This is a genomic window from Chryseobacterium hagamense, assembly GCF_007991455.1.
GTDB lineage: Bacteria > Bacteroidota > Bacteroidia > Flavobacteriales > Weeksellaceae > Chryseobacterium > Chryseobacterium hagamense.
In genome coordinates this window covers 88,603-110,702 of sequence record NZ_BJYJ01000015.1, presented here as the reverse complement: position 1 = coordinate 110,702, position 22,100 = coordinate 88,603, and the positions used below count along the sequence as shown (strand labels likewise).

The window sequence follows — 22,100 nt, the reverse complement described above, 5'->3', positions numbered from 1 at the left end:
AAGCATTGAAAACTTTATTAAAATACCACAGCAGGATTATTGAATCTTCAATAAAAATAAGACTGCCAATAGGTCTGAAAATAAACGATTTCTGTACTTAAAATTCATAAAATTCAAGAAAATGATTATATTTGCCGACTTAATTTAACGTAGTTATAACAAAATGCAAGGAAAAGGACTTATTACAATTGTTGCTATTGTACTAGGGTTAATTTGCTTAAACGAGCTATTACCAACATGGTACGCCAGCAAAATTGAAAAGCAGGCAACTGCTGTTGCAGGAGACAATCCGGAAAAGTATCAGAAAGAAATTGCAAAACTTTCTAAGGATACGCTGAATCTGGGATTCACTAAACTTTATTACACCAAAGCCCAGGAAAAAGAGATGAAACTCGGTCTTGACCTGAAAGGAGGGATCAACGTTCTTTTGGAAATCAACCAGAGGGATCTTGTGAATGACCTGACCGGTTATTCCACCAACCCGATCCTGATCGAGGCTTTGAACAAGACGGATGAAGTTCAGAAGAATTCCACAAAGTCTTACATCGACAATTTCTTTGATCAGTTCGATGCAATCAATAAGGCTAAAGGCACAAACCTGAAGCTGGCGGATCCGGAACTTTTCGGAAATACCACGCTGACGGAGGTGAAGTACAATACGCCTGATGATCAGGTAAAAAACATCGTTAAAAGAAAAATCGATGCATCTGTTGGAACGGCTTTCGAAGTAATACGAACCAGAATCGATAAGCTGGGGGCGATTCAGCCAAACGTACAGAGGGTTCCCGGTACCGCCAGGATCTCTGTGGAAATGCCGGGGATGAAAGACATCGATAAAGTGAAAAAGATGCTTCAGACGTCTGCAAAACTTCAGTTCTGGGAAGTACAGCAGGTTCCTGAAGTGGCTCCTTACTTCCAGACCCTGACCTCAGCTGTTGCTGCAAAAGGGGATTCTATGGGCGTGGCCAAAAGCACGAACTTCATGAATCTTCTGCACATCGACAAATTAAGAACAAACGGGGTAGCCAACGTAAAATTATCGGACACCGCTGCAGTGAACAAGATCCTGAACAGCAAAGTGGCTCAGTCTTTACGTCCTGCCAACATCAAATATACCCAGTTTATGTGGGGATACAAGCCGGAAGCTGCAGATGCTGAAAGCCTAGTATTGTATGCCGTAAGAGGAAACATCAACCAGAAAGCTCCGGTAGACGGTGCCGTAGAAAGCGCAAGCATCGGTTATGACGAACTGAGCCGGGTAGTGGTAGACATGCAGATGGATTCCAAAGGCGCAAAGGAGTGGAAAACCCTTACCGAGAAAAACGTAGGGAAGCCGGTAGCGGTAACCCTGGACAACAGAGTATATACCGCACCTAACGTTGTAAATGCCATTCCGAACGGTAGAACCCAGATCTCCGGTAACTTCTCCCAGGAAGAAGCAAAGGAATTGGTAGACGTTTTGGGAGCAGGTAAACTGCCTGCCGGTGCAAAAGTAGTTCAGGCTACGGTAGTAGGTCCGTCTTTAGGTCAGGAAGCTATTGATTCCGGTTTAATGTCATTTATCATCGCATTTGCCATCATCATCGTTTACATCATTTTCTACTACGGTGGAGCTGGGGTTTATGCGGTAATTGCCATGATCATCAACTTATTCTATATTTTCGGAATTATGGATTCCGGTGACTTTACGCTTACCCTTCCCGGTATCGCCGGTATCGTTCTGACGATGGCGGTTGCCGTCGACACGAATGTGATTATCTATGAAAGGACCAAAGAAGAATTGTTTGCAGGGAAAAGCATTCTTGAAGCATATAAAGACGGTTTCAAACATGCACTGAATGCCATCATTGACGGTCACACGACGACTTTCCTGACGGCCGTGGTATTGTTTTTCTTCGGGACAGGACCGATCAAAGGTTTTGCATTGACATTGATGATCGGTATCGCAATGACGCTATTTACGTCCGTGCTTCTTTCAAGAGCCATGATCTTCTCAAGATTAAATAAAGGAAAAGGACTTTCCGTATGGACTCCGGCAACGAAGAACCTGTTCAGAAATACCTGGATCGATTTCATCGGAAAAAGAAAATACGCTTATATTTTCTCCGCTGTTTTAACGATCGTCTGTATTATTTCAATTGCTACACACGGCTTTAAATACGGAATCGATTTTACTGGAGGTAGGAATTACGTGGTAAGATTCGATAAAAATGTAAAAGCGGAAGATATTGAAGATAAATTAGTAGCGCTCTTCAAAACGGAAGACGGGAAAAATTCTTCGGTGGAAGCTAAAACTTTCGGAAATGAAAAGCAGCTGAAGATTTCTACCGATTACCTGATCGAAGACGAATCTCTGAAGGCTGACCAGATTATAGAACAGAAACTGTTTGAAGGTTTAAAATCAAACTTACCTGCCGGAACTACGCTGAAAGAATTCAAATCCGCTGATAAAGATCAGGCAGGAATTGTGTCTTCTGAAAAGGTAGGGCCTTCGGTAGCCGACGATATTCAGATCCACGGAATCTACGCGGTAGTTGCTGCACTGGCAATGATTTTTATCTATATTCTGGTACGGTTCAGAAAATGGCAGTTCTCGTTAGGTGCCGTTGCAGCTTTGTTTCACGATGCGGTAATCATCCTTGGGGCTTACTCTTTACTTCACAAGTATATGCCGTTCAATATGGAAATCAATCAGGATTTCGTTGCGGCCATCCTTACGGTATTGGGGTATTCCATCAATGATACGGTAATTATCTTCGACAGAATCAGGGAATACCTGAGAGAGAAGAAATCGTTAACCCTGGCGGGATTATTCGACGACTCTATTTCCAGCACACTGGGTAGAACCTTCAACACTTCATTCACCACCATCCTTGTAATCCTGGCAATCTTCATTTTCGGGGGAGACAACCTGAGAGGATTTATGTTTGCCATGTTGATCGGTATCGGATTCGGTACGTATTCATCCATCTTCGTGGCATCGGCAATCGCCTATGACTTCCTGAAAACAGGAAAAGAAGACGAAGTGCACGGTAAAACGACCACGGATAGAGAAGTACTTGCTTCAAAATAAAGTAAACTACAGTAAATAAGAAAAAGGCCTTTCAGCAATGAAGGGCCTTTTTTTGTTTAAAGTTTTGGAATAAAAGGTTAAGAACCGGAGTCGAGACTGTAATTACAGCAATCTGGTTCCGGTAGTAGCAGTAGTCCGGATTGTTGTGAATGGTGAATTCCTACGGATGAATGGTGAATTTCTTAATCAGTTCCGGAGATATGCTGATGCAGCAGAATTGGCCATTATTTTTTGTCAATTGTCAGTTTCTGCAAACGAATATTGGATTACCGAAGCAACTCTGAAGATCTTCTTATACTGTGAATTGGCAATTCATGTTTTATCAATGGTGAATTTTTAACGGATCTGTTATACCATTTTGCTCCGAAGGAGCAGGATCTGTATAGTATGTTGTTGATGGGGAAGATTACGGGAACTCCCTGGGAGTTCTATCTTTTTAAGCGGCTGGTCAGGTAATATACCGATGGTGTGCGGTTCATGTTGAAATCTGTTTTCTGCACGGATGCTGTTCCTGCGGAATATTGTTTTTCTGAATATTCACTTGCACCGCAAAATTGAACATTTACCATTCATGCCCATTAACGACGAATCATTTACTGACCGTAAAAATTTATTTGCATAACAGGTTGACTATTGACTCTTCACTACCCAATTCGTCAGCCCAGCAAAATTATCAATTGGCAATTCACCGTATCAGCCGATTTCATTATTTTTGCATCACTATGGAAAATTCAAGAAAAAAGGCAGCCATCGGCTTTATCTTTATTACGCTTCTCATTGACGTCATCGGCTTGGGGATCATCATTCCCGTGATCCCGAAACTGATTGAAGAGCTCATTCACGGAAATGTGCGGGAAGCGGCCAAATACGGTGGATGGCTGAGTTTTGCTTATGCCTTTACCCAGTTTGTATTTTCTCCGGTGGTGGGCAATTTAAGCGATAAATACGGGAGAAGGCCGATCATCCTGATTTCGCTTTTCGGATTTACCGTCGATTATATTTTTTTAGCCTTGGCCCCAACCATCTGGCTGCTGTTCGTCGGGAGGGTCATTGCCGGAATCACCGGTGCCAGCTTTACGACGGCCAGTGCCTACATTGCGGATATTTCCACGGATAAAGACCGTTCCAAAAACTTTGGGCTCATCGGTGCGGCATTCGGGCTGGGGTTCATTATCGGTCCGCTGATCGGTGGGGCTCTCGGACATTTCGGAGCCAGAGTGCCTTTCTATGCGGCTGCAGGCTTATGCCTGATCAACTTTCTGTATGGTTATTTCATCCTGCCTGAAAGCCTGGATAAAGATAAAAGAAGGGCATTCGACTGGAAACGGGCAAATCCTATCGGTTCACTGAAGTTTTTATTTAAGCATCCCGAACTTTCCGGATTGGTAGCCACCCTTTTTCTGGTCTATGTTGCCGGGCATGCCGTGCAGAGCAACTGGAGCTTCTTTACGATGGGACAATTCAAATGGACGGAATTTACAGTAGGGGTTTCTTTAGGAGTGGTCGGGCTACTGGTCGCTCTGGTTCAGGGCGTGCTGATCAGATGGACGGCACCGAAGCTTGGAGAATACAAAAGCATCTACATAGGCCTTGGAATGTATGCCATCGGGATGCTGCTCTTTGCTTTTGCCACAGAAGGGTGGATGATGTTCGCCATTCTGATTCCCTATTGTCTGGGAGGGATCTGCGGACCGTCCCTGCAATCGGTGATTACAAAGAATGTAGCCGCTAATGAGCAGGGTGAACTTCAGGGCGCCTTAACCAGTCTGATGAGCATTACCTCAACCATAGGACCGCCGTTGATGGCCAGCCTGTACTACCAGTTCAGCAAGGAAGATGCCTCCCTGAAATTTCCCGGAGCTCCGTTTTTCCTCGCATTCATCCTAATGTCGGTAAGTGTGGGTTTGACCTATTTTAATTTTAAAAGAAAAAATAGTAGAAAAGAAGAAGTTCCATTACAGTAAAGGATAAGATGGATATTTCAAATTTTACTTTTTTACTTTTATTCAGCATTAAATTTTTATAATAATTAAATTTAAATTATCATATTTTTATATATTTGGAAAAATTAACATAAATATGATAATCAAGCATTTTTTATCGGGATTATTGTTGGCCGTATTGGTTACGGGCTGTAGCAGCAGCGACGATTCTTCATCGGATCAGAACGGTGACGGCATCGGAACGGGTGCTGATGTTCCTGCAGTTTATAAAAAAATTTACGGAGCCTCGGGCATTACAACGGATGGGACCTATGTCTACATAAAAACAAACGGGACACCGGACCATAAAAGTGTATATTACGCTGCAGGAAATAGTTTGTATGAAAATTTTTCAGGCACGACGTACGGAGGCTATACTTTTTCCAAGAATCCCAATTCTATTGCTGCGAAAAATTATACGTTTAAAATTCCGGTGAATCCGGCAGTAAATCCTGCGCATTCCGCAACACCGCTTGGCCCAATCGGCGTTTCGCTGAACGGTGTTCCTTTTTTCAATCAGTATGCCGGGCCCAGCCAGCCTTTGAGCGGAGAAATTGCCTCTTTCGACCAATGGTGGGGACACCCTGCACCCGGCGGCGATTACCACTACCATGTGGAACCTAAATATTTAACCACCGTAAAAGCTTCCAAATCCGCTTTGCTAGGGTTTTTGCTGGACGGCTTTCCGGTCTATGGTCCTGAAGAAAACGGTTCAGCCGTAACAAATGCTTCCCTTGATGCCTATCACGGGCATACCGGAGCCACGGCAGATTATCCGAACGGTATTTATCATTACCACATTACGGGCAGCGACCCTTATATCAACGGAAATGGTTTTTATGGCACTCCGGGAACTGTCAGCAATTAGCCTGTTGCTGCTTTCCCTGATCTCCTGTAATCCGGCAGAGCAGAAAAAGATGATTCGGTACCGCCTCGAAGACATCCGCCTGGAAAATAAAAACGGAATGGTTTTCTACCGGGGCCGGCCTTTTTCAGGAATTGTATTTTCTTTTTATCCGGGAACAGAAGATACCGCAGAAGTTATCGGATTCAGGAAGGGTAGGGAACATGGGGAATGGCGAAAATTTTTCCCGGGCGGAAAACGGTCTGCACAGCGTTTTTTTGACGGCGGCACCAAGGTGAAAACTATGAAAGAATGGTGGGACAACGGTCATCTGAAAGTCTCCGGATCCTTCCTGAAAGGTGAAAACAACGGAGAATATAAAGAATGGAATAAAAACGGGATGCTCATCAGGGATATGCATTACCGGTTGGGCTATGAAGAGGGTAGCCAGAAGCAGTTTTATGATAATGGTAAAATCAGATCAAACTATATGATGAAAAATGGCAAACGGTATGGGTTGCTCGGGACAAAAAATTGTGTAAATGTTACGGACCGTATTTTTCAGAAGTAGCCTGGTGCTTGGCCTGGTACTGGCCTGCAGCAGACAGGAAGAACATGCGCTGCCCTATTATAACAGTCCGGATTTTACACCTCAGTTCTTATCGGAGCAGGAAGCGGCAAAGAAAATCACCCATCACATCGGTTCTTTTTCTTTGATAAACCAGGATAACCGGAAAATGACGGATAAAAGTGTCGACCATAAAATTCAGGTGGCCAGTTTTATTTTTACTTCCTGCGGGAGCATCTGTCCGGTGATGATCCGGAATCTGAAACCGGTCAGTAAAAGATACCGGAATGATCCTGAAATTATAATGCTCTTTTTCTCAGTAACTCCGTGGATTGATACCCCGAAGAAACTGAAGGATTTTAAAAAATCGCATCAGATAGATAATCCCAATTGGTATTTTCTCACCGGTAAGAAGCGTGCGATCTATGATCTGGCGCGCAGGTCTTATTTTGCGGAAGAAGATCTCGGATTTACGAAGGACAGCACAGAGTTCCTCCATACCGAACATATTGTCCTTACCGATAAAAAACAAAGGATCAGGGGGATCTACAACGGTACCTTACAGACGGATATGCAACAGCTTGTTGCAGATATCGGGATTCTTAAAAATGAATGATTTCATCAAAACTTAATATTTCATTAAAACTTAATATTTAACATCCAGTTTCATATATCTTTCGTAATTTTACCATATGGAATTAAGCATTGGAGAAATGGCACTGATTGCTATTGCGATCGTTGTCCTGTTCGGACCGGATAAACTTCCTCAGATCGCACGCGACCTGGGTTCAGGGGTACGCAAAATGCGGGGCGCCGTAGAAGATATCAAAACTGAAATTATGAAAGAAACGGATAATCCTGTTTCTGAGATCAAACGTGAAATCGAGAAGGTAAAAGATGCGGCAAAAGACTACAATCCGATGAATGACGTTCAGAAGGATGTAGTTGCAGATCCTTTGGCATCCAATGAACTTCCGAAACCGAAACCCTCCGATGATGAGGCTTATGAAGGGCCTGTAAGCAGATAGGATGGAGGAGCTTATTCTCGAAGACCGTAAAATCTTTTTGTTTCTCAATAACTTGGGAGACTCGCGTTTCGACCATTTCTGGATCCTGGTTTCCAGCACCTGGATCTGGGTGCCTCTGTATATTATTTTCTTTTATTTTCTGTTTAAAAACTATAAGCTGCGGTCTTTGGTTTTTATCCTTATTTTCGTGGCCATCGGGGTCACGGTTTCCGATCAGCTGGCCGGTGTTTTCAAACATGGTTTCGAGAGGCTCAGGCCCTGTCATGATCCCGGTCTGGAGCATCTGATGAGAATCGTAAAATGCGGCGGACAGTTCGGATTCTATTCTTCCCATTCTTCCAATACCTTTTTTCTGGCGACTTACCTGACTGTTTTATTAGGCCATAAGCTCCGTTGGTTTCCCTACGTTTTGTTCGTTTGGGCTGTGGTGGTTTCATACAGCAGGATCTACCTGGGCGTCCATTTTCCGGGGGATATTCTGGTAGGGGCTTTCGCAGGATCCGTCCTTGGAATCATTTTCGGTACCCTGGCCAAAAAAGTAATTCTTAAGCAGTCCGTAGCTTCATAAAGATCATACTCATTAAAATATTTAGGTTCGGGCCGGCTTTTTTACATCAGTCGTTGTGATAAGGCTTCCCCTGAAGGATCTGATCGGCACGGTAGATCTGCTCTACAATAAACAGCCGGATCATCTGGTGGGTAAAGGTCATTTTAGACAGCGACATTTTCTCATTGGCCCTCGAATACATTTCATCAGAAAATCCGTAGGCCCCTCCGATCAGAAGATGGATTTTCTTCACCGAAGAATTCATCCAGCCGTCGATTTTACCGGCAAATTCCCTGCTTGTGAGCTGTTTTCCTTTCTCATCCAGAATCAGGACCAGATCCGTCCGGTCGATCTGGTTTAAAAACAATTTTCCCTCTTCCTTTTTCAGGAGATCCGGTGAAAGGTTTTTTGCATTTTTTACATCCGGGATTTCAGTAATCTCAAAATTCCAGTGTTTCGGAAGACGCTTGAGGTAATAATTGATAAGGGAAGTGATTTCCTTATCATCAGTTTTTCCGATACAAAGTAAGCTGATCTGCATGGTAGAGGTAAATTTTAAGGAACAAAGATATTATAAATTAAAGAAAGTCATCATTCCTTAATCCGGGGAAAAATTCCAATTTTAAAAAAATCATTACTTTTGTAGGAATACCGGTCCGGTACAGAATGCGGATGCATGATGTAATCTCCCTCGATGGAGTATTGATAACTGATAGGGATACCGGACAGGACAGGTTATATTAAAAGAAGAATGAGCGCAAAACTTCCTAAATTTATCTTGAAAATTCAAGAGTTTTTCGACGGTATCCATATTCCTCTGTTAGGGATTTCCCTATGGCAGATGTTTCAGATCTATATCCGCGGAATTTTTAAAGATAAAATAGGCCGTAAAGCGGCCGCGATCTCCTGGAGTTTTACCATCAGCCTGTTCCCGTTCATTCTTTTTCTTTTGTCGATCCTGCCTTATATGCCGCATTACGATAAGCTGCAGTTTTATATTTTTGAAGTCCTGCTGCATAATATCTTCCCCTCCAATATCGAAGGGGATGTCCGGGATTATATCGAAAACAGTATCGTCCCGAATATGAAAGGGATCAGTAATTTAACAATCGTATTCGCCCTTATTTTTGCTACCAACGGAACCTTTTCCCTCATCAACGGATTCAACGAAAATACGGATGAAAAAATGACGGATGTAAAAGAGTTTATTCTTTCCTTCTTCATTACCATTGGGTTCATATCCATCGTTTTCCTGTCGCTGTTCGGGGTGTATTATTCGGAATTTGTCCTGAAGCTTTTTACGCCGGTGAAGGATATTTCGTGGCTTGTCAAGAACCTTTCAAAAATTATAGGATTTGTTTCCTTTCCTATTTTTTATTTTATCCTGCTTACTTTATTTTACTGGTTGGGAACGGTACGGATTGCCAGGTTCAGGCAGGCGGTTCCGGGAGCAATCCTCACAACGGTCCTGTTTGTGGTAACCACCTACATCTTTGCGCTGTATGTGAAGAATATCGCCCGGTACAACGTGCTGTACGGTTCTATCGGAAGCATGATCCTGCTGATGATCTGGATTAACGTGAATGTTTACCTGTTGCTTTTCGGAAACGAACTGAATATGGCCATCAGAAAAGTGAGAATCAAAAAACTGCTTTCAGATGAGCTGAAAAAGGATGGTAAAAATACGGAAATCAACAGCAGGACACTTTTCAGCCGCCGGAAAAATATTAAAAATAAGAGCGAAGAAAGAGGACAGTGAGCGTTGGGTGATTGCCACCCGATTCTACATTTCAATACAGCGATTCCTCCCTTGAGACGATCATTCAAGTGAATCAGCTGATTGAAGCTGAACCAATACATGGACTTTTCGAAGATAAAAGATTTCAATTTCCTGGTAAAAACAGAAGCAAATTTAAACGGCCTTTAACGATATTACAATCATTCCGGAACACAGGATGCTCCGGAATATTTTTATATGTCAGGTAGATAATTAAATTAACATGAATTCGATTATCCATTATCTGTAATCGGTAAGTTATCTGCAAGGTTGTCTTCCGTCATCCGGCTTCCTATTCCAGCCAGTGATCTGATTTCTGCTTCGGCTCCAGTGTAAATTTGTTATATTCTCCTTATTCTCGACACACCGTTGATATCCTTCAGCTTGATAAATGTCTGTTCGAGCTGGCTTTTGTTTTTTACTTCAAGAATAATCGCTCCGGTAAAGATCCCGTCGTTAGATTCAATGGACATGCTTTTCATGTCCATTCCCATAGAACCGCTGATAACGGTCGTAATATCATTGATCATCCCCATCCGGTCAAGCCCTTCAATTTCGATTTTTACCCTGTTTTTGAAACTTTCCGCATTCACCCATTTGGCAGGGATCACCCGGTAATCGTACTGGGCACGGAGGTTGATTGCATTCGGACAGTTGTCGCTGTGGACTTTGATACCGTCTGAAATCGTGATAAATCCGAAAATTTTGTCGCCAGGAATTACCGTACAGCATTTAGCATAGGTATAGTTCAGCTTTTCCTCATCTTTCCCGAAGACGATCATATCGAGATTCTGTTCCTTCGGTTCGGTGAAAGCCGTATTTTTTACCGGGGATTTCCGGAATCTTGACAAAAGGTTATTAAAGACGTTCTTGCTTTCGATATATTTCCTTAAGCTGCTTGCATCCAGCTCATTCGACTGGAATTTCAGGAACAGTTCCTGGGAACTTTTAAGATTGAAGAATTTCTGCAGCTTATTGATCTCGTCATCATTAAAGTTGATCTTGGCATGACGGAGCTTTCGCTGTAAGATTTCTTTTCCGTCATCCACCAGCTGATTTTTCTGTGAGTTCAGGTAACTCTTGATCTTGGACTTGGCTTTGGAAGTCACTACAAATTCCAGCCAGTCGGATTTCGGTTTCTGGTTCTGCGAAGATAAAATATCCACCTGATCCCCGTTCTGCAGAACATAGGAAATCGGAACCAGCTTCCCGTTGATTTTTGCACCTAAACACTTCATCCCCAGATCGGAGTGGACGGAAAACGCAAAATCGAGTGCCGTGGCATTGGTCGGCAGAATTTTAATTTCCCCTTTAGGCGTAAAGACAAAAACCTCTTTGGAGTATAGATTAAGCTTAATGTTGTCCAGAAGTTCAGAAGTCGTCAGGTTCTGCTGCTGTTCAAGTACTTCACGGATTTCCGTTACCCAGTTTTCAAAGTTGCGGTCATCGGAGCTTTGCTTATAGCCTTCTTTATATTTGTAGTGGGCGGCCACCCCTTTTTCAGCAATTTCATCCATCCTTTCCGAACGGATCTGTACCTCAATCCACTTTTTGTCGGGTCCCAGAACGGTTAGGTGTAAACTTTCGTAACCTGTTGAACGCGGCTGGGTAATCCAGTCGCGCATCCGGGAAGGATTGCTGTGGTAAACATCCGTTACGATGGAATAAATTTTCCACGCCAGGAATTTCTCATTCTTGGCATCGGACTTATAGATGATCCGGATGGCATAGTTGTCGTAGACTTCCTCAAATGAAACGCCCTGCTTCAGCATCTTCCGGTAAATCGAGGAAATGGCCTTCGCCCGTCCCTTGATTTTAAAATGCAGGCCTTCTTCGTGCAGTTTTTCGGAAACCTCCGTTTTAAATTCTTCGATATACCTCTCCCGGCTTTCCTTGGCAAGCTCAAGCTTTTCCGTGATCTCTTTGTAAACGTCGGGGTTATTGTATTTCAGGGACAGGTCTTCAAGTTCTGACTTGATGTTATACAAACCGAGACGGTGGGCCATCGGGGCATAGATATAAACCGTTTCTGAAGCAATCTTTTTCTGCTTGTCCGGCACCATGCTCTCAAGTGTCCGCATATTGTGGAGACGGTCGGCAATCTTGATCAGGATTACCCGGAAATCTTCAGAAAGCGTCAGCAGAAGTTTCCGGTAGTTCTCAGACTGTACCGAAATATTCTGATGGTTCATGATGGAGATCTTCGTCAGCCCGTTGACAATATTTGCTATTTTTTCACCGAATATTTTCTTAAGGTCTTCGTATGTATAATCCGAATCCTCAACTACATCATGCAGGAGGGCGCAGGCAATGGAAGTAGCTCCCAGGCCGATTTCCGTCGCTACGATTTTCGCAACGGCGATGGGGTGGTAGATGTAAGGTTCACCCGATTTTCTGCGCTGGTCCTTGTGGGCGTCCAGGGCAATGTCGAATGCTTTCCGGATAAGTTTGTTGTTTTCCTCATCCAAAGTCCGGTAGGTATTAGAAATCAGATCTTTGTATCTTGTAAGGATCTCTTTGTTCTCTTGTTCTAAGTCGTAACTCATTTGTGCAGCAGCCTATGTTTAAACGAAAATACGAAATTTTCCTCACTTTTCAAAGCTAAAAAAATCCGCAGAAAGATCTGCGGACTCAGGTTATAGATTTTATCCTTGATAGTTAAATTTCAGTTCAGGATCCTTTTCCGGTAACAGAAATTTTGGGTCTGTACAGATCAGGATTTAATTTAAATTTCAGGCCTGTATTAATTTTATAAATAGAAAACCTTAACGGTCTGTGAAAATCTATTCACGGGGTCTTGAATTTTAAATCGGTGTAAAGGTAGTATAATTTTTAATATAATTTAATACTTTTTAATAAAAATTAATATTTTATTAATAACGATTGGTTATTTTTAGTAACATTAATTAAACCAAATGTCCCGAAACACATTGATGGATTCTGATAACTGCAGGTATGAAGCTTAGTAAATAAGCAGTCAGAGGCCAAAAAAAGCGGAATTTTAAAGTCCGCTCCTGTAATTTTCTGGTTTTAATTAAATTTTCTCGTTTTTGATTTCTTCTACAATTTCAGGATTTAAAAGCGTAGTGATATCGCCGAAGTTACTAAAGTCGCCTTCTGCAATTTTTCTCAGGATCCTGCGCATGATTTTTCCGGAACGGGTTTTCGGAAGACCTGAAACAAACTGGATCTTATCCAGCTTGGCAATCGGCCCGATCTGATCTGCGATCAGCTGGTTGATTTCCTTTTTCAGGTTTTCCCGCTGTCTGCTTTCTCCGGTTTCCTTCAGCACGACATAACCATATAAAGCATTTCCTTTGATGTCGTGAGGATAACCTACAATAGCGGATTCCGCAACAGCCGGATGCTGGTTGATGCTGTCTTCGATCGGTGCGGTTCCCAGATTGTGTCCGGATACAATGATTACGTCATCCACCCGTCCGGTAATCCTGTAATAGCCCACTTCATCCCGCAGGGCGCCGTCACCGGTAAAGTATTTTCCCGGAAAGGCCGTAAAATAGGTTTCCTTATACCGCTGGTGATCGCCCCAGATGGTTCTGGCAATCCCCGGCCACGGAAACCGGATGCACAGGTTTCCGGTAACCTGGTTGCCCATGATTTCATTGCGTTTGTCATCCATCAGCACTGGCTGTATGCCCGGCAGCGGAAGAGTAGCGTAGGTCGGTTTGGTCGGCGTAACGAATGGCAGGGGTGAAATCATAATTCCGCCTGTCTCCGTCTGCCACCAGGTATCAACGATCGGACACTTTTTCCTTCCGACATGGTCATTGAACCAATGCCAGGCCTCATCATTGATGGGCTCACCTACGGATCCGATCACTTTCAGGCTGCTCAGGTCATGCCTGTCTACCCATTCCGCACTTTCCTTTGCTAATGAGCGGATCGCGGTAGGAGCGGTGTAGAATTGGGTAATCTTATGTTTTTCAATCACTTCCCAAAAACGGTCCGGTTCAGGATAAGTCGGAACTCCCTCAAAAATAACGGTGGTGGCTCCGTTCAGCAAAGGGCCGTAAAGGATGTAGGAATGTCCGGTAATCCAGCCGATATCAGCCGTACACCAGTAAATATCGTTTTCTTTGTAATTGAATACGTTTTTGAAAGTATAAGCCGTATAGACCATATATCCGGCACAGGTGTGCAGCATTCCTTTCGGTTTGCCGGTAGAACCAGACGTATAAAGGATGAAAAGCGGATCCTCGGCATCCATGATGATCGTCACGAAATCCGGAGAAGCCTTTTCATACAGTTCTTCCAGCCAGAAATCCCGGCCTTCCTTCATTTTTATTTCATTCTGTGTTCTCTTAACGACCAGAACTTTTTCTACGCTTGGTGTTTTTTCGAGAGCTTCATCCACAATGCTTTTCAGATCGAGCACTTTGTTTCCACGGTAGCTTCCGTCGGAAGTAATCACCATTTTCGCTTCACAGTCATTAACCCTTGATGCAACGGCAGAGGCAGAGAATCCGGCAAAAATAACGGAGTGCACGGCCCCTAACTTGGCACAGGCCAGCATGGTTACGGCCAGTTCCGGAATCATCGGAAGGTAGATGCAGACCCGGTCGCCTTTTTCAATGCCCATTTCTTTCAGGACGTTGGCGGTCTTATTCACTCGGGTGTATAATTCGCTGTAGGAAATATGCCGGGCTTCTTCTTTCGGATCATTGGGTTCCCAGATAATGGCGGTCTTGTTGCCGCGTACGGATAAGTGCCGGTCCAGGCAGTTTTTGGTAATATTTAATTTGGCATTCTTAAACCAGGTGATTTTTGCTTCATTCATGTCGTATTTCACAACCTTGCTCCATCTCTGATACCAGACAAAATTCTGATCGGCTATTTTGTCCCAGAATTTCTTGGGATTTTTAATCGACTTTTTATATTCTTCAAAATAATGCGGTAAATCTTCTATCAGGTAGTTTCTCATATCCTTTTCGTTTTTTATTTGAATTTTGTTACTTAAATTTATGTTTAATTTCTTGTTTACGATCTATATTCTTTGATTTTCAACTGAATTTCTTCAATGATTTTTTCATCATCGATCGTGGATGGGATCCGGAATTCTTTACCGTCCAGCAATGTGCGGATCAGCTTTCTCAGGATCTTACCGGAGCGGGTTTTCGGCAGGCGTTTTACCGTCATCACATTTTTCAGGCAGGCTACGGCACTGATTTTCTCCCGGACCGTCTGTACAATCTGCTGCTCTATCAGATCATTGGAAATATCAGAGCCGTTCTTTAAGACGACCGTTGCAAAAGGAACCTGGCCTTTCAGGTCGTCATCAATGCCAACGACGGCGCATTCCGCCACATCGGGATGTGAAGAAACGATTTCCTCCATTTCGGAAGTCGACAGGCGGTGACCGGCCACATTGATGACATCATCCACCCGTCCGGTAATGAAGATGTAGCCGTCTTCGTCTTTTATAGCGCCGTCTCCTGAAAAATAATAGCCTTTGTATTGCGAGAGATAACTGTTGTGAAAGCGATCGTTATCGTTCCAGATGCCAAGCAATGCCCCAGGGGGAAGCGGAAGTCTGATGATCAGGTAGCCTTCCTGGTGCGCATCCAGTTCCAGTCCGTTTTCATCAAAAATTTTAATGTCATAGCCCGGGATCGGTTTTCCGGCGGACGCTCTTTTGATTTTGTAGTTTCCGTCAGAAGTCATCAGGCCGACCATCGGCCAGCCCGATTCGGTCTGCCACCAGTGGTCGATGGCGGGAACGCCGATGTATTTTTCAAACCAGTCAAGCGTGGCGACATCACATCTTTCCCCGGCAAGAAACTGCTTTTTAAAATGGCGTAAATCGTATTTTTTTACCAGTTCCCCGTCCGGATCTTCTTTCTTGATCGCGCGGATAGCTGTAGGCGCCGTAAACATCACCGAAACCTTATATTCCGAAATAATTCTCCAGAAAGTCCCTGCGTCCGGTGTCATCACGGGTTTCCCTTCGAAAATAATGGTGGTGTTCCGGTTAATCAGCGGTCCGTATACGGAAAAGCTGTGACCGACCGCCCAGCCGAAATCCGACGCTGCCCAATAGGTTTCACCGGGATTTACTCCGTAAATGTAATTCATCGAGAATTTTAAAGCGGTGGCATAGCCGCCGGTATCCCGGGTAATTCCTTTCGGTTTTCCCGTGGTGCCGGAAGTATACAGCAGATAGAGGGGGTGGGTGGATTCCACGGCAATGCAGTCTGCCGGTTCCGACTTCTTTACCAGTTCTTCGTAATCGGTCAGTCCGTCAAACATTTCATGCTGATTATCGGCCAGTTTCCTGTTGTAGACGATGATGTTTTCCACTTTATCCTGAGCCAGCTCAATGGCTTTTTCTACAAGTGGGAGATAAGGGATTCTCCGGGCAATTTCGATGCCTGCCGTTGCGGTAATCAGTGCTTTCGGCCTGCAGTCGTCAATCCGTACCACCAGTTCATGCGGTGCAAAACCCCCGAAGACTACATTATGGATAACCCCGATCCTTGCGCAGGCCAGCATGGCAAAAAGCGTCTGCGGAATCATCGGCATATAAATCACGGCGGTATCGCCTTTCTGAAGTCCCAGTGAAGCAAGTCCTCCGGCAAGCTTCGAGATTTCCTCTCTGGCCTGGCTGAAGGTATAGGTTTTCTTCTGTCCGGTCACAGGGGAATCGTAAACAATTGCCGTCTGTTCCCCGAAGCCGTCTTCGATATGTTTGTCGATGCAGAGATAGCACATATTCAGTTCCCCGTCGGGAAACCATTGGGGGTAGCTGTTTTTGTTTTCCGAAAGGATTTGTTCCGGAAATCTGAACCACCGGATCTCCCGGGCCTGCTCTTTCCAGAAATGCTCTCTGTCTTGTATGCTTCTTTTAAATAAATGTTCCGTATCCATCTTACGTTTGTCTTTTAAGGTTAATCTTGATCGGCTCAGCAGCAATCAATCATCAGTCATTCTCCCAGCATCTCCTCCATCTGCTGCATAAGTTTCCTGATCGAATAGGGTTTTGTAACGTAGGCGTCCGCACCCATTTCAAGCCCTTTTTCAATATCCTTCGGATTATTTTTCGCGCTCAGCAAAATCACTTTGGTTTCTTTCAGTTTTTCATCCTGTCTGATGATCTCCAGGGTGCTGTACCCATCCAGGTTCGGCATCATAATATCCAGCAGGATGGCATCGGGAACCATGGTTTTTAAAAATTCCAGGACTTCCGTTCCGTCTCTGGCAATAAATACTTCGTAGCCGTTTTTCCTGAAGCTGTATTCCAACGACATCAGTATCTTGTGTTCGTCATCTGCAATAATGATCCTTTTCATTTTTCTTTTTCTTTATTTAATGGGAACCCGGGGGTTCAGTCTTATTCACGATTTCTGTCCGTCGGCAAAATCACCGTAAAGGTCACGCCCAGCCCGCTGTTTTCTGCTGTGATGGTACCGCCCTGGGCCTTTATGATTTTTTTGCAGATCGCCAGTCCCAGCCCGCTGCAGGCAGGTTTGAGAATATTCTGGCTTTTGGACTGGTAAAATTTATCGAAAATCATCTCCAGATCCTCTTCAGGAATATGTTTTCCGGTATTGAACAGGGTAATCACCAGCCGGTTTTCTTTTTCAGCAAATTTAGTCTGTATCGTTCCCTGCTCATCCGTAAATTTCAGCGCATTCCCTAAAATATTCTGAAACAGCTGGATCATCCGGGCTTCATCATAGTCAAATATTGCCTCATTGAGAAGATTCACTTCACTGATATGGATGTTTTTCTGCTGAATCAAATGGAGGAGCGGATTCAGTGCTTTTTTATAGGTTTCCAGGATGTTGTTTTCCTTTACATGCAATATAATTTCACCATGTTCCAGTTTATCAAGGTACAGGATGTCATTGATGATTTCGCTCAGCCGGTCGGATTCGGTAATGATGTTGTTCAGGAACTCCCGTTTAATATCGAGCGGGATGTCATCATCGTCGGCCAGGATTTCTCCGGCGGACCGGATGGCAGTGATCGGCGTCCTCAGCTCATGGGCGACGGAATCCAGAAAGTCGTCTTTCTGCCGGTCTTTGATAATTAAGTTTTTGTTGGCATTTCTCAGGTCGTCCGATAATTTTTTAAGCTCTTCCGACTGTTCCGTCAGTTTTTTGTTGAGGGTGATTGTCTCTTTTGATTCTTCTAAAATATTCAGGACTTCCTTCAGCGAAATTTTGTCTTCCTTGGTGACGCCTTCAATTAAAATTTTTGCCGAAGCGGTACCTATCCTCCCGGCCAGCAGGTTCTCTGAGAATTTGATGAACCTTGAGTCAGCCGTTTCGGCCTGCGAATCGATATTGTATTTTAAATTGAAAATCCGCAATGCCTGTCCGGTCTTCTTTTTTCCCAGAAACCGTTCCAGAATATTTTTGATGTCTGAGACATAAGCCGTCCCGCGCCAGATAAAGGCATTTTCATGATTCTGGATGTATTTGTCGATATCCACGTACAGCTCGGCGAAATTTCTTTCCCGGTAATCGCCTTTTGTGCTTACGGAAATAATGCTGAACAATCCGGTATTTACCAGAAGCGACCAGAAGAAGATCTCCGGGATCCTTCCCAGAAAAGGAATGGTAAAAAAGCTGAATCCCTCATACAGGTCTCTCAAAGCTCCTTTCAGTTCCTGATTAAAAGAAAAATAATATTGGGGAATAATTAACCCGAAATAGCAGATGACCAATCCTGCCAATAATCCGGTAACGGCCCCTTTGTAGCTTCCTCTCCGCCAGAAGATCGCCCCGAAAAAGGCAGGCGCCAGTTGGGCAATAATCACAAAGGAAATCAGTCCCACCGAATCCAGCGAAGTTTTTAAAATGAAATATTTATAAAAGGCAAACGCCATGATGATCAGCGCGAAAATGCTGAACTTCCGGATGTTCGTGATGTTGCGGGTATTTTTTACTTCATTTTCTGCCTTGAATTTCCCAAGCAGTCCGTAGGGAATGATTAAATTATTGGAAAGCATGATGGATAAAGTAATGGCTGAGATAATGATCATTGAGATGGAAGAGCTCAGCCCGCCCAGAAAGACACAGACCGTAATCCAGGTATTGTTGAAATGCTGTGGAATCAAAATGGAGTAGAACTCCGGATTAACGTTCTGTCCGTCGAAGATCAGCCTTCCTGCCCAGGCAATCGGGAAAATGAATATGGTAAAAATCAGGAGATAAAGCGGAAAAAACCAGATGGCTGTCCTGATGTGCTTTTCCTGCCGGTTTTCGATGATGGCGGTATGGAACTGCCGCGGCAGTATACAGAGGGCTGTTCCCGAAATCATACAAAGAACCATCCAGTTCAGGGCACCTTCAATCCCGGTAAAGGTGTTTTTTTGCTTAAAATCGGCAAACCGGCCGGCTTTTTCATAAATGTCCGAAAATCCGTCAAACACAAAATAAATAACGAAAACACCCAGAACGATTATAAAAAACAGTTTCAGTAAGCTCTCAAAAGCAATGGCAGAAACAATGCCCAGTCTTTTTTCTGAAGCATCCACATACCGGGTGCCGTAGTAGGACGAAAACAGGGCGATTAAAAGGACAACGAATGTAGCGCTGTCCGTTAAAATATTTTTTGAAATTTCAGTTTCGGTAATGAGATGGAATGTTTCGGAGATCGCTTTGATCTGGAGTCCGATATAAGGGACAATGGCCAGAAGGCAGACAATAGTGATGATGGCACTGAGGCTTCTGCTGTTGCCATACCGCAACGAAATGAAATCGGCCAGGCTGCTGATTTTGTTGATTCTGGAAATCCGGACAATCCGGGTGTTGATGTAAATCCATGCAGGAATGATCATAATAGGGCCGACATAAATCGGGAGGTAATTGAGTCCGCTTGTCGCTGCCACACCAATGCTTCCGTAATACGTCCAGGCCGTACAGTAAACCGCCAGGGAAAGTGCATAGATGTAAGGATTGTTGATCCACAGCTTGCTCTTCTTCCTTTCCGCCAGGTAAGCGACCAGGAACAAAAGGGCCAGGTAGAACAAAACTACGGTAAACAAAGCCAAACTATTCATTATACTTTTTTACGATGACAAAAGAAATAATGATGGAAATCATCCAGACTGCCAAAATGTAAACCAGAATCATCGGATAACCGCAGACTTCCCGGGAACTGTTGAACAGCAGCGATATGGGAATGCTGAAGGCTATTAAAAGCCCGATGCTCAGGATGATCAGTTTTTGTTCGTGTCTCTTTTTCATGATGGATGATTGATACATGAGGATCGGCCATTTGATGAAAAATGTAATCCGTCATTTATATTTTATAATTCTTTTTATGATAAATAATGAATGATAATTGATCTGTTGACTGAAATTTGTCCATCGTTGATCAATTATCATTCATGATGAATCATCAGTTTTTCCCGTCAGCATATTCTCCGGTAAGGGCATAATAGCCGAAAATGGCCAGTCCGCCTGAGATAATCGGCATCAGTACAAATAGGATGATGATCCCGAAGACCAGGTCTTCCTGTTTTCCCGAGCTTATTTTGGGAATCCCTAATACCGTGATCCCGAAGTATCCCACGACCAGGGCAATGGCGATCCAGAGTATACCTAATATTTTTTTTAGTCCGTTCATTTTAGTAGATTTAAAATTAATAAAAATTTGAATGCTTCAGCACTTAATCGTGAATATTGTTGTTCTTGTTTTTAAGATAGAATAATCCGATCAGCAAACACACGGAAGCCACACCTATCGGATACCAGAGCCCTTCCAGATACCAGGAGGCATGGCCCGCTTCTTTGCCCGTCGTTACAAGATAGGTAGCTACAGCCGGAAGCAGTCCCCCGAAAACCCCGTTTCCGATATGGTAAGGCAGTGACATTGAGGTATAACGGATTCTCACAGGGAACATTTCCACTAAGAATGCCGCTATAGGGCCGTATACCATTGTTACGAAAATCACCTGGATGAATACTAAAAAGATCAGGAGCATATTCGTGTCGGTATTGATCTTAACGGATTGGGTGACTTTAGGTTCTTCCGCTTTCCCGTCTTTCATCACAGGTCCTGCCGGCGACCAGTGCACGATGCTGTCTTTCTTCATCAGCGTTCCGTCGGTATAGGTCAGTTCTTTGTGGAAGGTAATTAAGCTGTCGGTGACGATTTTATCATGTACTTTTGCCGTTCTTTTTTCAACCAGGCCGCTTTCTGCTACCGTCTTGAATTTCAGATCGGCGCTTTTAAACATTTTATCATAAATCGGGCGGTAAGCCAGGATCGCCACCAGCATGCCCGTCATCATAACGGCTTTTCTTCCCACCTTATCGGAAAGCCATCCGAAGAAGACAAAGAACGGGGTTCCCATCAGGAGCGCGATGGCCATCAGCTTATCGACCTGTGCCGATTCGATGTTCATAACTTTCTGCAGGAAGCTCATGGCATAGAACTGTCCGGTATACCAGATAACCCCCTGTCCCATGGCTGCACCGAACAGGGCCAGCAATACGAATTTGAAATTGAATCTGTTTCCGAAGCTTTCCTTCAGCGGATTTTTAGAAGTTTTTCCTTCGCTTTTAGCCTTGGCAAAAAGCGGGGATTCTTTCATGTTTTTTCTGATGATGTACGAAACGCCCACCATCAGGATCGAGATCCAGAACGGAACCCTCCAGCCCCACTGGTCGAATTCTTCCGCCGACAGGGTGCTTTTGGTAATTAAGATGATGATCAGTGAAATGAAGAGTCCGGCGGTTGCGGTAGTCTGGATCCAGGAAGTCCAGTATCCCCGGCGGTGAGGCTGGGCATATTCTGCCACATAGGTGGCAGCACCTCCGTATTCTCCGCCCAATGCCAGCCCCTGTAATAATCTTAAAATTAAAACCAGGACCGGCGCCATAAACCCGATGGTTTCGTAGCTTGGGATACATCCGATGAGGAAAGTGGAGAATCCCATAATCAGTAAAGTCACCAGGAAGGTATATTTCCTGCCGATGAGGTCTCCCAGTCTTCCGAAGAACAACGCTCCGAATGGTCTCACCACAAATCCTGCGGCAAAGGTGGCCAGCGTGGATAAGAATGCAGCAGTAGGATTGTCTGCCGGGAAAAATTTTGTCGACAAAATGACGGCAAGGCTTCCGAAAATGTAGAAGTCGTACCATTCGATCAGGGTGCCGAGTGAAGACGCGGTGATAACGCTCCAGATCGTGCGGTTTTTCTGCTTCTCGGTCATGTTTTGATAAGCATCGTGATGATTTTCGCTCATATGGCTGGTTTTAGTGTTTGTTAAAATTTGCTATTGGGTTTTCTGAAATTTATTTTGGATG

The 22,100-nt window shown here is 44.0% G+C and carries 17 protein-coding genes; 8 read left to right on the top strand and 9 right to left on the bottom strand.

Annotated elements, in window-relative coordinates:
* Window positions 1–163: 163 nt before the first annotated feature.
* From secD to CHA01nite_RS13655, 7 genes are all read left to right on the top strand, one after another.
* Window positions 164–3,073 carry a protein translocase subunit SecD gene (gene secD / locus CHA01nite_RS13685; protein ID WP_146942294.1) on the top strand — a complete coding sequence of 970 codons (2,910 nt, stop codon included), beginning with the start codon at window positions 164–166 and terminating at the stop codon, window positions 3,071–3,073.
* Window positions 3,074–3,795: 722 nt separating this feature from the next.
* Complete coding sequence (locus CHA01nite_RS13680) at window positions 3,796–5,037, top strand: TCR/Tet family MFS transporter (protein ID WP_146942292.1); 1,242 nt, start codon at window positions 3,796–3,798, stop codon at window positions 5,035–5,037.
* Between the two features lie 115 nt (window positions 5,038–5,152).
* Window positions 5,153–5,923 carry a YHYH protein gene (locus tag CHA01nite_RS13675; protein ID WP_146942290.1) on the top strand — a complete coding sequence of 257 codons (771 nt, stop codon included), beginning with the start codon at window positions 5,153–5,155 and terminating at the stop codon, window positions 5,921–5,923.
* Window positions 5,895–6,470 (top strand): toxin-antitoxin system YwqK family antitoxin, encoded by a 576-nt coding sequence (locus CHA01nite_RS13670; RefSeq protein WP_228458416.1) that lies wholly within the window; start codon window positions 5,895–5,897, stop codon window positions 6,468–6,470. Before CHA01nite_RS13675 ends, CHA01nite_RS13670 begins: the two co-directional genes overlap by 29 nt.
* A complete protein-coding gene (locus CHA01nite_RS13665; protein ID WP_146942288.1) occupies window positions 6,442–7,083 on the top strand; it encodes an SCO family protein in 642 nt (213 codons plus the stop codon). The genes CHA01nite_RS13670 and CHA01nite_RS13665 overlap by 29 nt, the downstream gene beginning before the upstream one ends.
* A gap of 76 nt (window positions 7,084–7,159) precedes the next feature.
* Window positions 7,160–7,495: a Sec-independent protein translocase subunit TatA/TatB gene (locus CHA01nite_RS13660; protein ID WP_146942286.1), complete on the top strand. Its 336-nt coding sequence runs from the start codon at window positions 7,160–7,162 to the stop codon at window positions 7,493–7,495.
* Between the two features lies 1 nt (window position 7,496).
* Window positions 7,497–8,063, top strand: a complete 567-nt coding sequence (locus tag CHA01nite_RS13655; protein ID WP_146942284.1) for a phosphatase PAP2 family protein — start codon at window positions 7,497–7,499, stop codon at window positions 8,061–8,063.
* Window positions 8,064–8,109: 46 nt separating this feature from the next.
* Here the strand turns inward: CHA01nite_RS13655 and CHA01nite_RS13650 are convergent, their stop codons facing one another.
* Window positions 8,110–8,583 carry a 23S rRNA (pseudouridine(1915)-N(3))-methyltransferase RlmH gene (locus CHA01nite_RS13650; RefSeq protein ID WP_146942282.1) on the bottom strand — a complete coding sequence of 158 codons (474 nt, stop codon included), beginning with the start codon at window positions 8,581–8,583 and terminating at the stop codon, window positions 8,110–8,112.
* Between the two features lie 210 nt (window positions 8,584–8,793).
* On the opposite strand from CHA01nite_RS13650, the gene CHA01nite_RS13645 reads away from it, so the two are divergent.
* On the top strand, window positions 8,794–9,801 hold the full coding sequence (locus CHA01nite_RS13645) for a YihY/virulence factor BrkB family protein (protein ID WP_146942280.1): 1,008 nt from the start codon (window positions 8,794–8,796) through the stop codon (window positions 9,799–9,801).
* Window positions 9,802–10,160: 359 nt separating this feature from the next.
* Here the strand turns inward: CHA01nite_RS13645 and CHA01nite_RS13640 are convergent, their stop codons facing one another.
* The 8 genes from CHA01nite_RS13640 to CHA01nite_RS13605 form a co-directional block, all read right to left on the bottom strand.
* On the bottom strand, window positions 10,161–12,365 hold the full coding sequence (locus tag CHA01nite_RS13640) for a RelA/SpoT family protein (RefSeq protein WP_146942277.1): 2,205 nt from the start codon (window positions 12,363–12,365) through the stop codon (window positions 10,161–10,163).
* Window positions 12,366–12,853: 488 nt separating this feature from the next.
* The gene (acs, locus tag CHA01nite_RS13635) at window positions 12,854–14,761 is read right to left on the bottom strand and encodes an acetate--CoA ligase (protein ID WP_146942275.1); all 1,908 of its coding nucleotides are present in this window, start codon (window positions 14,759–14,761) and stop codon (window positions 12,854–12,856) included.
* 56 nt (window positions 14,762–14,817) lie between these two features.
* A complete protein-coding gene (locus CHA01nite_RS13630; RefSeq protein WP_146942273.1) occupies window positions 14,818–16,704 on the bottom strand; it encodes an AMP-binding protein in 1,887 nt (628 codons plus the stop codon).
* Between the two features lie 56 nt (window positions 16,705–16,760).
* Window positions 16,761–17,126 carry a response regulator transcription factor gene (locus CHA01nite_RS13625; protein ID WP_146942271.1) on the bottom strand — a complete coding sequence of 122 codons (366 nt, stop codon included), beginning with the start codon at window positions 17,124–17,126 and terminating at the stop codon, window positions 16,761–16,763.
* Window positions 17,127–17,167: 41 nt separating this feature from the next.
* Entirely contained in the window at window positions 17,168–19,846 is a 2,679-nt protein-coding gene (locus CHA01nite_RS13620; protein ID WP_146942269.1) for an ATP-binding protein, read from the bottom strand.
* A complete protein-coding gene (locus tag CHA01nite_RS13615; RefSeq protein ID WP_146942267.1) occupies window positions 19,839–20,033 on the bottom strand; it encodes a hypothetical protein in 195 nt (64 codons plus the stop codon). Before CHA01nite_RS13615 ends, CHA01nite_RS13620 begins: the two co-directional genes overlap by 8 nt.
* A 154-nt stretch (window positions 20,034–20,187) precedes the next feature.
* On the bottom strand, window positions 20,188–20,415 hold the full coding sequence (locus CHA01nite_RS13610) for a DUF6814 family protein (protein ID WP_146942265.1): 228 nt from the start codon (window positions 20,413–20,415) through the stop codon (window positions 20,188–20,190).
* Window positions 20,416–20,458: 43 nt separating this feature from the next.
* Window positions 20,459–22,039 (bottom strand): MFS transporter, encoded by a 1,581-nt coding sequence (locus tag CHA01nite_RS13605; protein ID WP_146942263.1) that lies wholly within the window; start codon window positions 22,037–22,039, stop codon window positions 20,459–20,461.
* Window positions 22,040–22,100: the final 61 nt, after the last annotated feature.

What these genes read in the sequence shown, in the direction of transcription:
- CHA01nite_RS13675 (WP_146942290.1), top strand. Translation starts at nt 5,153, where the DNA reads ATGATAATCAAGCATTTTTTATCGGGATTATTGTTGGCCGTATTGGTT.
- secD (WP_146942294.1), top strand. Translation starts at nt 164, where the DNA reads ATGCAAGGAAAAGGACTTATTACAATTGTTGCTATTGTACTAGGGTTA.
- CHA01nite_RS13650 (WP_146942282.1), bottom strand. Translation starts at nt 8,583, where the DNA reads ATGCAGATCAGCTTACTTTGTATCGGAAAAACTGATGATAAGGAAATC.
- CHA01nite_RS13610 (WP_146942265.1), bottom strand. Translation starts at nt 20,415, where the DNA reads ATGAACGGACTAAAAAAAATATTAGGTATACTCTGGATCGCCATTGCC.
- CHA01nite_RS13615 (WP_146942267.1), bottom strand. Translation starts at nt 20,033, where the DNA reads ATGAAAAAGAGACACGAACAAAAACTGATCATCCTGAGCATCGGGCTT.
- CHA01nite_RS13640 (WP_146942277.1), bottom strand. Translation starts at nt 12,365, where the DNA reads ATGAGTTACGACTTAGAACAAGAGAACAAAGAGATCCTTACAAGATAC.
- CHA01nite_RS13645 (WP_146942280.1), top strand. Translation starts at nt 8,794, where the DNA reads ATGAGCGCAAAACTTCCTAAATTTATCTTGAAAATTCAAGAGTTTTTC.
- CHA01nite_RS13625 (WP_146942271.1), bottom strand. Translation starts at nt 17,126, where the DNA reads ATGAAAAGGATCATTATTGCAGATGACGAACACAAGATACTGATGTCG.
- CHA01nite_RS13655 (WP_146942284.1), top strand. Translation starts at nt 7,497, where the DNA reads ATGGAGGAGCTTATTCTCGAAGACCGTAAAATCTTTTTGTTTCTCAAT.
- CHA01nite_RS13605 (WP_146942263.1), bottom strand. Translation starts at nt 22,039, where the DNA reads ATGAGCGAAAATCATCACGATGCTTATCAAAACATGACCGAGAAGCAG.
- CHA01nite_RS13630 (WP_146942273.1), bottom strand. Translation starts at nt 16,704, where the DNA reads ATGGATACGGAACATTTATTTAAAAGAAGCATACAAGACAGAGAGCAT.
- acs (WP_146942275.1), bottom strand. Translation starts at nt 14,761, where the DNA reads ATGAGAAACTACCTGATAGAAGATTTACCGCATTATTTTGAAGAATAT.
- CHA01nite_RS13665 (WP_146942288.1), top strand. Translation starts at nt 6,442, where the DNA reads ATGTTACGGACCGTATTTTTCAGAAGTAGCCTGGTGCTTGGCCTGGTA.
- CHA01nite_RS13620 (WP_146942269.1), bottom strand. Translation starts at nt 19,846, where the DNA reads ATGAATAGTTTGGCTTTGTTTACCGTAGTTTTGTTCTACCTGGCCCTT.
- CHA01nite_RS13660 (WP_146942286.1), top strand. Translation starts at nt 7,160, where the DNA reads ATGGAATTAAGCATTGGAGAAATGGCACTGATTGCTATTGCGATCGTT.
- CHA01nite_RS13680 (WP_146942292.1), top strand. Translation starts at nt 3,796, where the DNA reads ATGGAAAATTCAAGAAAAAAGGCAGCCATCGGCTTTATCTTTATTACG.
- CHA01nite_RS13670 (WP_228458416.1), top strand. Translation starts at nt 5,895, where the DNA reads ATGGCACTCCGGGAACTGTCAGCAATTAGCCTGTTGCTGCTTTCCCTG.